This is a genomic window from Streptomyces sp. NPDC102279 (assembly GCF_044766365.1).
Lineage (GTDB): Bacteria > Actinomycetota > Actinomycetes > Streptomycetales > Streptomycetaceae > Streptomyces.
Window position 1 is genome coordinate 363,749 of sequence record NZ_JBIWLU010000010.1, and the last position, 13,492, is coordinate 377,240.

Sequence of the window (13,492 nt, forward strand, 5' to 3'; positions counted from 1 at the left end):
GCCGTGCTCTTCCTCTACACCGTCCTGATGGTGTGCTGCGCGATCCTGCTCGTGGCGGGCATCGTCGAACAGCGGCGCCACTTCACCAACCTGGACAACATCCCGACCCGGGTGCTGGTCAACGGCATCCGCGGAAAGTCGTCCATCACCCGGCTCTGCGCGGGCGCGCTGCGCGGCGGAGGCCTCGCCACCGTCGCCAAGACCACCGGCACGGCCGCCCGCTTCATCCATCCCGACGCCACCGAGGAGCCGGTCTACCGCAAGTTCGGCATCGCCAACGTGGTCGAGCAGATCGGCATCGTCCGACGCGCCGCCGCGTACAACCCGGACGCGCTCGTCATCGAGTGCATGGCCGTGATGCCGGCGCTCCAGGAGATCAACCAGTCCAAGCTGATCCGCTCCACGATCGGCGTCCTGTGCAACGTCCGTGAGGACCACCTCGCGGAGATGGGCCCCACCCTCGACGACGTGGCCCGCTCGCTCTCCCGGTCCATGCCGGAGGGCGGCATCTGTGTCACCGCCGAGCAGGAACGCTTCGCGATCCTCCAGGAGGAGGCCGACTCCCGCGACTGCAAGCTGATCTACGCCGACCCGGAAACGGTCTCGGACGAGGAACTGCGCGGCTTCAGCTGGTTCACCTTCAAGGAGAACGTGGCGATCGCGCTCACCGTCGCCGAACTGCTCGGCGTGGAGCGCGAGACGGCCCTGCAGGGCATGTACGACGCGCCGCCGGACCCCGGTGTCCTCTCCGTCGAGCGGTATGTCACCGAGGACGGCAAGAAGGTCCGCTTCGCCAACGTCTTCGCGGCCAACGACCCCGAGTCGACGCTGATGAACATCAACCAGCTGCTCGACCTCGGCGCCGTCCACCGTCCGCTCAACGTGGTCATCAACTGCCGCCCCGACCGCGTCGAGCGGAACGGGCAGATGGGCGAGATCATCCCGCAGCTGGACCCCGACAAGGTCTTCGTCATCGGTCACCCGGCGAAGAGCGCCATCGACGCCATGCCCGCCCAGTACCGCTCCCGCGCCGTCGACCTCGGTGGCGACCGCCGCGACCCGGAGGAGTTCATGCGGCGGCTCCTCGCCGAACTCGGGCCGGACAGCTCGCTGGTGGCCATCGGCAACATCCACGGCCAGGGCGAGCACCTGCTGGAGCACCTCGCCGAACTTCCCGCCGACGAGAGCGCCGACGACAGCGCCGAGAGTGTCGACGACGGCCGTGGGGACGGAAAGGGCAAGGGGCCCGGGGTCTCCGCCGCACCGCGCACCACGGTGGCGGTACGCGAGCACGTCGAGACCGTTCAGCTGTACGCGCCGCGGATCGACCCGTACCAGCGGTACTCGGAGGCGTACGAGACGCGGTACGCACCGCAGGCCGACCGGTCCCAGCCCCAGGTCCCCGTGCAGCGTTCCGCGGACAACCCGTACCCGCAGCAGGGCCGGCCGCAGCAGGGCCACCGCCAGGACGCCCACCAGCAGACCGGGCACCCGCAGCAGAACCACCCGCAGACGGTGCTCTCGCCGGAGGGCCGCGCGCAGACCCGCCGCGGGCCGACGCTTCACGACTTCCCGCAGCAGGCGCAGCAGCCGCAGTACCCGCACCAGCCGCAGCATCCGCAGCAGACCGAGGGGGCGGCCCACCAGAGCCGCCGGCCGGAGCAGGCGCCCGCCGCCTGGCCGGACGTGTCGCAGGGACCCGGCGCCGCGCGGCCCCAGCCGCCCGAGCACGGTGAACAGCCCCCGTCCCGTGGCCTGTTCGAACCCCGCGTACCTCCCACACACCCCACCGACGACCAGCAGTGGCACAGCCCAGGAGAGCCCCGTTGATCCCCTCCGTCCTCACCCCCGAGATCGCCGCGATCGGCATCGGCCTGGGCCTGATGTTCTCGCTGATCTGCTACCTCACGACCAACCTCTCGCCCGGCGGCATGATCACACCGGGCTGGCTGGCGCTCACCCTCATCGAGGACCTGCAGCGCGCCGCCCTCGTCGTGGGCGTCACCGTCCTGACGTACGTCACCACGCTGCTCCTCCAGCGCTTCGTGATCCTCTACGGCAAGCGTCTGTTCGCGGCCGTCGTGCTGTCCGGCGTGCTGATCCAGGCGACCGTGATCATCGTGCTCCAGATGGAGTTCCCGCTGCTCTACGCCAACCAGACCCTGGGCTTCATCGTCCCCGGTCTCATCGGCTACCAGCTGGTGCGCCAGCCGAAGGGGGCCACGCTGCTGTCGACCGGCTCGGTCACGCTCGCCACCTACGTCGTGCTGACCGCCGGAATCCTCCTCGGCGCCATGCCGACCGCCTGACCCGCCTTCTCTTCGGAACCATTGGAGCCGTCACCATGCCGAAGCGCAAAGGCCGTCCCGTTCTTCACGCGGCCACCGTCCTCGTGCTGCTCACCGGCAGCGCCTTCCTCACCTTCGAACTCCGCAAGGACGAGGAGGCGAAGGTCCCGGCCGTGCAGGCCGTCACCGACCGGCCCGACCTGGAGAACTCGGGGAAGGCCACCGGCAAGCAGACCTGGGAGCGCCTGAACAACCCCACGCGGTCCGTACTGCGCGGGGAGAACGGCGACATCCTCGCCACCTTCACGGACGGAGCCCGCACCGCGACCCTGCGCGGCCCCTCCCGCACCTTCACCGAACCGGCCAACACCCAGTCCCGCGTGGTCACCCAGGACTGGGTGCGCCTCATGCCGGAGGCCTGGCGCAAGGGCGCCGAGAAGGAGAAGTGGTTCAAGGACTGGTTCAAGGAGTTCTACGGCAGCGAGGCCGACGACATCTTCGCCATCGCCTTCCAGTACGTCGCCGGCGCGCCGGTGAAGAAGGACGACGAGGGCGTTCCGTACGCGGGTGACGCGGTATTCGGCCCGTTCAAGGACGACGGCGTCGACCGCCTCGAACAGAACGACTTCTACGACTACCTCGGCATCAACTACTCGTTCCGCGACGGCTCCACGATGCAGGCCCGCAAGGAGCGCTACCGCGCCCTGGACTGCTCCGGCTTCATGCGCATGATCTGGGGCTACCGGGCCCGCTACCCCCTGATGGCGACGAACACGTCGGGCGACGGACTGGCACGCAGCGCCGACGGCATGGCCCGCTCCAAGGTGGGCGTCGACATCCTGAAGCTCTCCGGCCCCGCCCCCTGGTACACCCGCCCCAAGAACATCGACGTCGTCCAGCCCGGTGACCTCCTCTTCTTCAAGATGGACCACCGCACCGGCAACCACCTCGACCACGTGGCCCTGTACCTGGGTGTCGACACCGACGGTCACCGCGTCTTCATCTCCAGCCGCAAGGAGGTCAACGGGCCGACCATGGGCGACAAGGGCGGCGCGTCCCGGATCGACGGGAACGGCTTCTACGCCGGTCTCCTGCGCAGCGCCAAGCGGTTGTGAGCGGGCGGGGGCGGGCCTCGGTGTGCGGGGCGTCCCCGATTAAGGTGAAGCGGTGAACGTCGACTGGCTCATACGCGGCCGCGACGGCAGGCTCAGTGTGTACCTGCTGTCGGAGGCCGCCGTCCGCTGCCGGGCGGAGCGCGGACCCGGTGGCCCCTGGGATCCGCCGCGCACCGTGGGCGGCGGTCAACGCCTGCACCCCGTACTGGCCCTGGGCCAGGGGCCCGACCGCTATGCCCACCTCGTCTCCTGGCGCCCGACGGTCCGTGACGAGTCGGGGCTCGTCCACTCGACCCACTACCGGCCGGACCTCGCCGCGCTCGACTGGCACCCGATCGGGCATCCCGACCGGACCGGGGGCCGGACCGGCACCCCGGCCGTCGCCGTCGACGCGGAGGGGCGTGCCCACGTCTTCGTCCGCAACAAGGGCGGCGGGGTGAGCATGATCGCCCAGAAACTCAAGGGCGGCTGGGGGCCCTGGCGCGACCTCAAGGGGCACGATGTCCAAGGGGACTTGGCGGCCGTCACGGGGACATCCGGCCTGGTCGAGCTGTACGCGGCCGTCCCAGGAGGTGTCCTGCACTGGCGCCAGCAGGAGGCGGGTGCCGAGCCGGCGCTGGAGGAGGCGCTGGAGGCACCGGTCCGCGCGGACACCCTGCGCGCGCTCGCGACCTCCTTCGACTCCACCACGCTCTTCTTCACCGACGAGTCGGGCGACGTGTGCGCCTGGCGTCCCGGCACCAAGCCCGTACCCGTCCTCGCCTCCGCCGGGTCGGGGCCCGTCTGCGCCATCCGTTGCGAACTCGACGGGCACGACTGCACGTTGCTCGCGCAGCGGTCCGCGAGCGGGCGGGTCGCGTTCGCCGCGTATCCGACCGAGGACGAGGCGGCGGGGGCGTGGTGGACGGAGTCGGGGCCCGAACTTCCCGCCGACGCGCTGGTGTCGCTGGCGGAGGACGAGTACGGGCGCGTCGTCGCCGCGAGCCTTTCCCCTGGGACCGGGGAACTCCTCGTCACCCGCCGCAAGCCCGAACCGGTCCTCGCCCTGGAACCCTGGCAGCAGGTGTGACCCGGGGGCGCCGCCCCCGGCGCCCCGCTCCGGCCTGAACGGGCCTCGTCCTCAATCGCCCGGACGGGCCAAGCCTTTCAGTGTCTCCGCCTGCACCGATGCCCCGCACGTCGACTGACGTGCGGGGCACCGGTACAGGCCGTGGGGCGTTACGCGGGGACCGAGGCGAGGCCCTGGGCCAGGAAACGCTTGCCGGTGGCCCGCTCGGAGACACCCTCCCGGTCCAGGTACGGCGTGATCCCACCGAGGTGGAACGGCCAACCGGCGCCGGTGATCAGGCAGAGGTCGATGTCCTGCGCCTCGGCGACGACACCCTCGTCGAGCATGAGCCCGATCTCCTGGGCGACGGCGTCCAGGACGCGGTCACGGACCTGCTCCTCGGTCAGGACGACATCGCCCTGCCGGAGCAGCGCGGCGACCTCGGGGTCCAGCTCCGGCTTACCGGAGTCGTACACGTAGAAGCCGCGCTTGCCCGCCTTGACGACCGCCGCGAGGTTCGGGGAGACCGTGAAGCGGTCCGGGAAGGCCCGGTTGAGGGTCTCCGAGACGTGCAGACCGATCGCGGGGCCCACCAGTTCGAGCAGGACCAGCGGGGACATCGGCAGCCCGAGCGGCTCGATGGCCTTCTCGGCGACCTCGACCGAGGTGCCCTCGTCGATGACGTTCTGGATCTCGCCCATGAAGCGGGTCAGGATGCGGTTCACGACGAACGCCGGGGCGTCCTTGGTGAGCACCGCGGTCTTCTTCAGCTTCTTGGCGACGGCGAACGCCGTGGCGAGCGAGGCGTCGTCCGTCTGCTCGCCGCGCACGATCTCCAGGAGCGGGAGGATCGCGACCGGGTTGAAGAAGTGGAAGCCGACGACCCGCTCGGGGTTCTTCAGCTTCGACGCCATCTCGCTGACCGACAGCGAGGAGGTGTTGGTGGCGAGGATCGCGTGCGCCGGAGCGACCGCCTCGACCTCCGCGAACACCTGCTGCTTGACGCCGATCTCCTCGAACACGGCCTCGATGATGAAGTCCGCGTCGGAGAAGCCCTCGGCCTTGTCGAGCACACCGGAGACCAGGGCCTTCAGGCGGTTGGCCTTGTCCTGGTTGACGCGGCCCTTGAGCAGCAGCTTGTCGATCTCGGCGTGGACGTAGCCCACACCCTTGTCGACGCGCGCCTGGTCGATGTCCGTGAGGACGACCGGGACCTCCAGGCGGCGGAGGAAGAGGAGGGCGAGCTGGCTGGCCATCAGGCCCGCGCCCACGACGCCCACCTTGGTGACCGGGCGGGCCAGGGACTTGTCCGGCGCACCCGCCGGGCGCTTGCCGCGCTTCTGGACCAGGTTGAAGGCGTAGATGCCCGCACGCAGTTCGCCGCCCATGATCAGGTCGGCGAGCGCCGTGTCCTCGGCGTCGAAGCCCTTCTGCAGGTCCCCGTCCTTGGCCGCGGCGATGATGTCGAGCGCGCGGTAGGCGGCCGGAGCGGCCCCGTGCACCTTGCTGTCGGCGATGAACCGGCCGCGCGCGACGGCCTGGTCCCAGGCCTCACCGCGGTCGATCGCCGGGCGCTCGATGGCGATGTCGCCCTTGAGGACGGCGGCCGTCCACAGCAGCGACTGCTCCAGGAAGTCCGCGCCCTCGAACAGCGCGTCGGCGATGCCGAGGTCGTAGACCTGGCCGCCCTTCAGCTGCTTGTTCTGATTGAGCGAGTTCTCGATGATCACCGAGACGGCCTTGTCGGCGCCGATCAGGTTCGGCAGGATCGCGCAGCCGCCCCAGCCGGGAACCAGACCGAGGAAGACCTCGGGCAGCGAGAAGGCCGGCAGGGACGCGGAGACGGTCCGGTAGGTGCAGTGCAGACCGACCTCGACGCCACCGCCCATCGCCGCGCCGTTGTAGTAGGCGAAGGTCGGGACCGCGAGGCCCGACAGACGCTTGAAGACCTCGTGGCCGCCCTTGCCGATGGCGAGCGCGTCCTCGTGCCGCTTGAGCAGCTCGACACCCTTGAGGTCGGCGCCGACCGCGAAGATGAACGGCTTGCCGGTGACGCCGACACCGACGATCTCCCCGGCCGCCGCCTCCTTCTCGACCTGGTCGACGGCGGCGTCGAGGTTCGCCAGCGACGCGGGGCCGAAGGTGGTCGGCTTGGTGTGGTCGAAGCCGTTGTCGAGGGTGATGAGCGCGAAGCGCCCGGCACCGAACGGCAGGTCGAGGTGGCGTACGTGCGCGGACGTCACGACCTCGTCGGGGAACAGCTCGGCCGCGCCCTTGAGGAGTTCGGTGGTGCTCACTTGTCGCCTCCGGCGTCCTTGTGGTGCGGGTTCTCCCAGATGACCGTGGCGCCCATGCCGAAGCCGACGCACATGGTCGTGAGGCCGTAACGGACCTCCGGCTGCTCCTCGAACTGGCGGGCCAGCTGCGTCATCAGACGGACGCCGGAGGAGGCGAGCGGGTGGCCGTAGGCGATGGCGCCGCCGTACTGGTTGACGCGCGCGTCGTCGTCGGCGATGCCGTAGTGCTCCAGGAACGCGAGCACCTGGACGGCGAAGGCCTCGTTGATCTCGAAGAGGTTGATGTCCTCGATCGACAGACCGGCCTTCGCGAGGGCCTTCTCGGTGGCCGGGATCGGGCCGTAACCCATGACCTCCGGCTCGACACCCGCGAAGGCGTACGAGACGAGGCGCATCCGCACGGGCAGGTCGTGCTCGCGGGCGAAGTCCTCGGAGGCGATGATCGAGGCCGTCGCGCCGTCGTTCAGACCGGCCGCGTTGCCGGCGGTGACCCGGCCGTGCACGCGGAACGGGGTCTTCAGACCGGAGAGGTTCTCCAGCGTGGTGCCCGGGCGCATCGGCTCGTCGGCGGTGACCAGGCCCCAGCCCGTCTCACCGACCTCCGCGTTGGTGTTGCGCACCGAGACCGGCACCAGGTCCTGCTGGATCTTGCCGTTGGCGTACGCCTTGGCGGCCTTCTCCTGCGAGCGCACGGCGTACTCGTCGGCGCGCCGCTTGGTGATCGTGGGGTAGCGGTCGTGCAGGTTCTCGGCGGTCATGCCCATGAACAGGGCGGACTCGTCGACCAGCTTCTCGCTGACGAACCGCGGGTTCGGGTCCACGCCCTCGCCCATGGGGTGACGGCCCATGTGCTCGACACCGCCGGCGATGACGGCGTCGTACGCGCCGAAGGCGATGGAGCCCGCGGTGGCGGTGACGGCGGTCAGCGCGCCCGCGCACATGCGGTCGATGGAGTAACCGGGGACCGACTGGGGCAGCCCGGCCAGGATGCCGGCCGTGCGGCCCAGGGTCAGGCCCTGGTCACCGATCTGCGTGGTCGCCGCGATGGCGACCTCGTCGATCTTCTTGGGGTCAAGACCGGGGTTGCGGCGCAGCAGCTCCCGGATGGCCTTCACGACGAGGTCGTCGGCGCGGGTCTCGTGGTAGATGCCCTTCGGGCCCGCCTTGCCGAACGGGGTGCGGACGCCGTCGACGAAGACGACGTCCCTGACGGTACGAGGCACGATGGCTCTCCTCCAGATGCGGGATGGCACTGCTGCGCGGGCACACGCCTGAGCGCGCGCTCAGCACCCATGCTACTTACGAGTAACCATCGTGCCCAGTCCCGCGGCCGGGAGCGGTGAAGGTCACATCCGTAAGGCGTACGAAGGGATCCGCGGGCGTACCCGCGTGCGCCCCGGCCCGGCCCGCGGATCTTGGCGTGAACTCGACGTTCCAAAACGGCCTCCGGAGCCCGTTCGGCGTAGTCCCGGCCGCCACAGGCGTCACCGCGAGTCCCTTCAGGGGCGGTCCAGGGGTTCCTGGACCGCCTCCAGGGACAACGCGGTCACCAGGACGGGCGTGACCAGCTCGACCTGCCAGCGGCGCGCCCCGTACCCGGCGAGGGCCGCGCCCACGGAGTCGTTGTCCGGGGTCGAGGGCGGCTCCCAGCACACGCGCCGCACGGTGTCCGGGGTGATCAGGTTCTCCTGCGGCATGTTCAGCTGCTCGGCCAGCGCCGACACGGCGGTCCGCGCGGCGGAGAGCCGGGCGGCGGCGGCCGGGTCCTTGTCGGCCCACGCGCGCGGCGGCGGCGGACCGGTCACCGGCTGCCCGGGCTGCGGCAGCTCGGCGTCCGGCAGTTCCCTGGCACGGTCGACGGCGGCCTGCCACTGGTCAAGCTGGCGCCGTCCCATGCGGTGTCCGAAGCCGTTAAGCGCGGCCAGGGCGTGCACGTTGGCCGGCAGGCCCAGCGCGGCCTCGACGATGGCCCCGTCCCCGAGCACCTTGCCCGGCGAGATGTCCCGGCGCTGCGCCACCTGGTCGCGCGTCTCCCACAGCTCCCGCACGACGGCCATCTGCCGGCGGCGGCGGACCTTGTGCATCCCGGACGTGCGGCGCCAGGGGTCCTTGCGGGGCGGGGCGGGCTCGGCGGCGGCGATGGCGTCGAACTCCTGGCGGGCCCAGTCCAGCTTGCCCTGCCGGTCGAGCTCCTTCTCCAGGGCGTCGCGCAGGTCCACGAGGAGTTCCACGTCGAGCGCGGCGTAGCGCAGCCAGGGCTCGGGCAGCGGGCGGGTGGACCAGTCGACGGCGGAGTGCCCCTTCTCCAGGACGAACCCGAGGACGCTCTCGACCATGGCGCCGAGGCCCACACGGGGGAACCCGGCCAGGCGGCCGGCCAGCTCGGTGTCGAAGAGGCTGGTGGGGATCATGCCTATCTCGCGGAGACAGGGCAGGTCCTGGGTGGCGGCGTGCAGCACCCACTCGGCGTCGGAGATCGCCTCGCCGAGACCCGACAGGTCGGGACAGGCGACGGGGTCGATCAGCGCGCTGCCCGCGCCCTCGCGGCGCAGCTGCACGAGATAGGCGCGCTGGCCGTATCGGTACCCGGACGCGCGTTCGGCGTCGACGGCCACCGGGCCGGTGCCCGCGGCGAAGGCAGCGATCACCTCGGCGAGGGCGGCGTCGTCGGCGATCACCGGTGGAATGCCCTCGCGGGGCTCGAGCAAGGGGATCGGCGCCGATTCGACGTCGTCCGGAGGGCCGCCTCCGGTGGTTCGCAGTGAGCTGTCTGCTGCGGTCTCTTGGGCGTCGGTCACCTGTCAAGGGTATCCGTGTATGGACAACGCCCGTCGACGGAACGTTCCGTCGACGGGCGTCTGAGGGTCGTAAACCAGTCAGCTCGGTGAAAGATCCGGTTCACGCACGGGGGGGAGGAGGCCGGGTGGGGGAGTCGGGAGCGGTGCGGGGAGGGGTCAGTGGATGATGCCGGTCCGCAGTGCGACCGCGACCATCCCGGCGCGGTCACCCGTGCCGAGCTTGCGGGCGATACGGGCCAGGTGGCTCTTCACGGTCAGTGCGGACAGGCCCATGGAGACGCCGATGGCCTTGTTCGACTGGCCCTCCGCGACCAGGCGCAGGACCTCGACCTCTCGGCCGGACAGTTCGCGGTAGCCGCCCGGGTGGTTCGGGGCACCCGGGGGGCGGCGGTGCATACGGGCGGCGGCCGAGCCGATGGGCGCGGCGCCCGGCCGGGTGGGGAGCCCGACGTTCGTACGGGTACCGGTGACGACGTAGCCCTTGACGCCGCCCGCGAGGGCGTTGCGCACGGCACCGATGTCGTCGGCGGCGGAGAGGGCGAGGCCGTTGGGCCAGCCCGCGGCTCGGGTTTCGGACAGAAGGGTGAGGCCGGAACCATCCGGCAGGTGGACATCGGCGACGCAGATGTCGCGCGGGCTGCCGATGCGGGGACGGGCCTCCGCGACGGACGACGCCTCGATGACGTCGCGCACTCCGAGCGCCCACAGATGGCGGGTGACGGTGGAGCGGACCCGGGGGTCGGCCACGACCACCATGGCGGTCGGCTTGTTCGGGCGGTAGGCGACCAGGCTTGCGGGCTGCTCGAGGAGAACGGACACCAGGCCTCCTGGGGTGCGGGGACGGGGACCGGCTCTGAGGGCGAGCCAGGACGAACCGTGCTTTCAAGGTCACAGACGTCTTCGGCATCAAACCCGTGGACCTTTAGAGAATGATCACGATGTGGTGAGTAACAATCCGTGCAATTCGGACACGCGATCGATCATCCGAAGATCGAACCGAGTCGCTCCGCGTCGATACGCGGCCGAAAGTGGCCGTATCGACAAAGAAACCGGCAAGAGGGTGAAGGCCGGAGGCCAAACCCGTCAGGGCATGAGAAAGGCGCGCGTCGTGACGCGCGCCTTTTTCGGGGAGGCGGAGAGCGGGATCAGCGGGACTGCGGTCCCCGGCGCTGCGGCAGGGTGACCACCGAGGCGTCGCCCGGGGGCACCGGCGGCAGTCCGGCGATCTGGCACAGCAGGTCGCACCAGGCCGTGAGGTGGCCGGCGGTGTCCGGAACGCCGCCGAGGCCCTCCCGTGGCGTCCAGGACGCCCGGATCTCGATCTGTGAGGCGGCAGGGCGTTCCGAGAGCCCGCCGAAGTAGTGGGAACTGGCACGCGTGACGGTGCCGCTCGGTTCGCCGTACGACAGTCCGCGGGCCTGGAGCGCGCCCGTCAGCCACGACCAGCAGACCTCGGGGAGGAGCGGGTCCGCGGCCATCTCGGGTTCCAGCTCCGCGCGGACCAGGGTCACCAGCCGGAAGGATCCCTGCCAGGCGTCGTGCCCGGCCGGATCGTGCAGCAGGACGAGCCGGCCGTCGGCCAGATCCTCGTCGTCGGCGACGACCGCGGCCTCCAGCGCGTAGGCGTGAGGAGCCAGTCGCTGCGGTGGTCGCGTCGGGTCGATCTCGATGTCCGGCCGCAGTCGCGCGGCCCTCAGTGCGTCGACGGCAGCCCGGAAGGGCAACGGGGCCGTGTCCACCGCATTCCTGTCCTCCTCCTTCGCGTCGTCCATTCCGCCAGCGCCGTCCGACAGTCGTCCCTGAGCCGCAGCCATGCGGGGAAGGTTAAGGGGAACGGAGCCCGCGTGCAGGGAGAGACACCCGTGCGTGGGACCCCTGTCCGGATCGTGCTGCGCGAACACCGCTTTCCGGGCGGCCTCCGCGAGGGGCCGCGGCGGTCACCGCGGGCCGTCGGAGCCCGGGACCGGGCGGTCCGCGAGCCGTGGGAGACTTTCCGTCGTGAGCGCCAACCACAGCCCCGCCGGGCAGCAGCCGACAGCCACGTACGAGTCCGCCTTCCTGAAGGCGTGCAGGCGCGAGCCCGTGCCGCACACGCCCGTGTGGTTCATGCGGCAGGCCGGTCGCTCACTGCCCGAGTACCTCAAGGTGCGCGAGGGCATCCCCATGCTGGAGTCCTGCATGCGGCCCGAGCTGGTCGCCGAGATCACGCTCCAGCCGGTCCGCCGGCACGGCGTGGACGCCGCGATCTACTTCAGCGACATCGTCGTCCCGCTGAAGGCCATCGGTGTCGACCTGGACATCAAGCCGGGCGTCGGCCCCGTCGTGCAGAACCCGATCCGCACCCGCGCCGACCTGGCCCAGCTCCGCGACCTGACCCCCGAGGACGTCTGGTACGTCACGGAGGCGATCCAGCTCCTGACGGCCGAGCTCGGCGAGACCCCGCTCATCGGATTCGCGGGCGCGCCCTTCACCCTCGCGAGTTACCTCGTCGAGGGCGGACCGTCGAAGAACCACGAGCACACCAAGGCGCTCATGTACGGCGACCCGCAGCTGTGGGCCGACCTGCTCGACCGTCTCGCCGAGATCACCTCCACCTTCCTGAAGGTGCAGATCGAGGCGGGCGCGAGCGCCGTCCAGCTGTTCGACTCCTGGGTCGGTGCCCTGGCCCCCGCGGACTACCGCCGCTCGATCCTCCCCGCGTCCACGAAGGTCTTCGACGCCGTCGCCGGGTACGGCGTCCCGCGCATCCATTTCGGCGTCGGCACCGGCGAGCTGCTCGGCCTCATGGGCGAGGCCGGCGCGGACGTCGTGGGCGTCGACTGGCGCGTCCCGCTCGACGAGGCCGCCCGCCGTGTCGGCCCCGGCAAGGCGCTCCAGGGCAACCTCGACCCGGCCGTGCTGTTCGCGCCGACCTCCGCCGTGGAGGCCAAGACCCGCGAGGTGCTGGACGCGGCCGCCGGTCTTGAGGGCCACATCTTCAACCTCGGCCACGGCGTCCTGCCCTCGATGGACCCGGACTCCCTGACCCGCCTCGTGGAGTACGTCCACACCCGGACGGCGCGCTAGCCCGGCGGTCCGTGGACCCGCCGCAGCCCGCGCCGGCCCATCGGCTCACCAGCCGTGCCGCGCCTGTCTGCCGAAGAGCAGGCGGCGCGGTTCCGGCGGTGGTGGGGTGCCGGGGCGCAGCGGCCAGGCCAGCAGCATGCCGGCGAGGAAGCCCACGACGTGCGCCGCGTAGGCGACGGTGCCCGCGTCCGGCACGGCCGCGCCCGACGAGTACGCGGCCTGGAGCACGAACCAGGAGCCCAGCACGAGCCAGGCGGGCAGCCGTAGCGGCAGGAACACCAGGAACGGGACCAGCACCCAGACCCTGGCCCTCGGATACAGCACCAGGTAGGCGCCGAGGACCCCCGCGATCGCTCCCGAGGCGCCGATCAGCGGGTCGCCCGAGTCCGCGTTGACCAGCGCGAAGCCGTAGGCAGCCGCGAAGCCGCACGCCGCGTAGAACAGCGTGAAGCGGACGTGCCCGAGGCGGTCCTCGATGTTGTTGCCGAAGATCAGCAGGAAGAGCATGTTGCCCAGCAGGTGCAGCCAGCTCCCGTGCAGGAACATCGCCGTGAGCACCGACAGCGGGGGCGACTTGTCGTAGTCCGGCGGGCCCATCGCACACCCGGCGCCGTGCGGCCCGGCACCGACCTCGCCGGTCGGCACCAGACGCGCCATCCGATGGTGGATCAGTTCCTGCGGCACGGCCGCGTACTGGTCCATGAACGCGTGCAGGTGGCACAGCTGCGACAGGGCGCTGTCGCCCGCCGCGGATCCGGCCAGACCGGGTGTGTAGAGGAACACGATGACATTGGCGGCGATCAGCGCGTACGTCACATAGGGCGTGCGCCGCACCGGGTTCACGTCATGGACGGGAATGACCACGAGGAAGTACTGCCCG

11 protein-coding genes are annotated in these 13,492 nt (G+C 71.0%); 5 read left to right on the forward strand and 6 right to left on the reverse strand.

Annotated features, from left to right (window positions below; translation table 11 throughout):
- Nucleotides 1-3: 3 nt before the first annotated feature.
- From pgsB to ACIRQH_RS26860, 4 genes are read left to right on the forward strand one after another with little or no spacing between them, the layout of a single operon-like run.
- On the forward strand, nt 4-1,830 hold the full coding sequence (gene pgsB / locus ACIRQH_RS26845) for a poly-gamma-glutamate synthase PgsB (RefSeq protein WP_404227144.1): 1,827 nt from the start codon (nt 4-6) through the stop codon (nt 1,828-1,830).
- Entirely contained in the window at nt 1,827-2,309 is a 483-nt protein-coding gene (locus tag ACIRQH_RS26850) for a poly-gamma-glutamate biosynthesis protein PgsC/CapC (RefSeq protein ID WP_358818429.1), read from the forward strand. Before pgsB ends, ACIRQH_RS26850 begins: the two co-directional genes overlap by 4 nt.
- Before the next feature lie 35 nt (nt 2,310-2,344).
- Nucleotides 2,345-3,403, forward strand: coding sequence for an NlpC/P60 family protein (locus ACIRQH_RS26855; protein ID WP_404227146.1), 1,059 nt, complete (start codon nt 2,345-2,347; stop codon nt 3,401-3,403).
- 52 nt (nt 3,404-3,455) lie between these two features.
- Nucleotides 3,456-4,472 carry a hypothetical protein gene (locus ACIRQH_RS26860; RefSeq protein WP_404227148.1) on the forward strand — a complete coding sequence of 339 codons (1,017 nt, stop codon included), beginning with the start codon at nt 3,456-3,458 and terminating at the stop codon, nt 4,470-4,472.
- A gap of 149 nt (nt 4,473-4,621) precedes the next feature.
- Here the strand turns inward: ACIRQH_RS26860 and ACIRQH_RS26865 are convergent, their stop codons facing one another.
- The 5 genes from ACIRQH_RS26865 to ACIRQH_RS26885 form a co-directional block, all read right to left on the reverse strand.
- Complete coding sequence (locus ACIRQH_RS26865; RefSeq protein ID WP_358818426.1) at nt 4,622-6,748, reverse strand: 3-hydroxyacyl-CoA dehydrogenase NAD-binding domain-containing protein; 2,127 nt, start codon at nt 6,746-6,748, stop codon at nt 4,622-4,624.
- Nucleotides 6,745-7,971, reverse strand: a complete 1,227-nt coding sequence (locus ACIRQH_RS26870) for an acetyl-CoA C-acyltransferase (RefSeq protein ID WP_358818425.1) — start codon at nt 7,969-7,971, stop codon at nt 6,745-6,747. Before ACIRQH_RS26870 ends, ACIRQH_RS26865 begins: the two co-directional genes overlap by 4 nt.
- 276 nt (nt 7,972-8,247) lie before the next feature.
- A complete protein-coding gene (locus ACIRQH_RS26875; RefSeq protein WP_388867121.1) occupies nt 8,248-9,546 on the reverse strand; it encodes a ribonuclease D in 1,299 nt (432 codons plus the stop codon).
- Nucleotides 9,547-9,702: 156 nt separating this feature from the next.
- On the reverse strand, nt 9,703-10,365 hold the full coding sequence (locus ACIRQH_RS26880) for a response regulator transcription factor (protein ID WP_358818423.1): 663 nt from the start codon (nt 10,363-10,365) through the stop codon (nt 9,703-9,705).
- 326 nt (nt 10,366-10,691) lie between these two features.
- Nucleotides 10,692-11,360: a DUF3000 domain-containing protein gene (locus tag ACIRQH_RS26885; protein WP_358818422.1), complete on the reverse strand. Its 669-nt coding sequence runs from the start codon at nt 11,358-11,360 to the stop codon at nt 10,692-10,694.
- A gap of 184 nt (nt 11,361-11,544) precedes the next feature.
- On the opposite strand from ACIRQH_RS26885, the gene hemE reads away from it, so the two are divergent.
- Entirely contained in the window at nt 11,545-12,612 is a 1,068-nt protein-coding gene (gene hemE, locus ACIRQH_RS26890) for a uroporphyrinogen decarboxylase (RefSeq protein ID WP_404227151.1), read from the forward strand.
- A 45-nt stretch (nt 12,613-12,657) separates the two neighbouring features.
- Here hemE and ACIRQH_RS26895 read toward each other — a convergent pair whose 3' ends face one another.
- Nucleotides 12,658-13,476: a rhomboid family intramembrane serine protease gene (locus ACIRQH_RS26895; protein WP_358818484.1), complete on the reverse strand. Its 819-nt coding sequence runs from the start codon at nt 13,474-13,476 to the stop codon at nt 12,658-12,660.
- Nucleotides 13,477-13,492: the final 16 nt, after the last annotated feature.